The following is a 448-nucleotide window of genomic DNA, read 5'->3' as shown; positions in this document are numbered from 1 at the left end:
GCGATGACGAAGACCACGACCGAGATGCCGGCGATCGCGAGCGTGGTGATGAACTGCTCCGAGGTTGCTGTCGGTGCCTCGGCGAGGCCCAGCAGGATGTCGGAGCCGATCTTAGCGATCATGACCAGCGCCATCAGCTTCATGCCAACCGAGAAGGCATAGACCAGATATTTGATGGCAAAGTCCTTGGTGTAGGATGTGCCACCCAATCCGAGCATGATCATGCCGGCGAGCAGGCCGACATACATCTCGACCATGACCGAGACGAAGATGGCGGCAACGAGCGAGAAGCAGACGACGACCACGACCATGGCGAAGACGGCGGCGATCGCCAGGGCGTTGTCTTCCCAGAGTCCAAACTTCGCCTGCTCGGACATCTTAGTCGCGACACGGATGCCGGCATCGAATATGTTGGCCGGGGAGGCCGACCCGCCGCCGGCGCCGATTT

Annotated in this window: 1 protein-coding gene; it reads right to left on the bottom strand. The window is 60.9% G+C overall.

Features of this window, described 5'->3' with window-relative positions:
- Positions 1-448 (bottom strand): P-type conjugative transfer protein TrbL (trbL, locus tag A7X77_RS31810; RefSeq protein ID WP_064686707.1); only part of this gene is annotated, 448 nt, incomplete at both ends.

This window comes from Rhizobium bangladeshense, assembly GCF_001662075.1.
Classification (GTDB): domain Bacteria; phylum Pseudomonadota; class Alphaproteobacteria; order Rhizobiales; family Rhizobiaceae; genus Rhizobium; species Rhizobium bangladeshense_B.
This window is presented reverse-complemented; position numbering and strand designations above follow the sequence as displayed.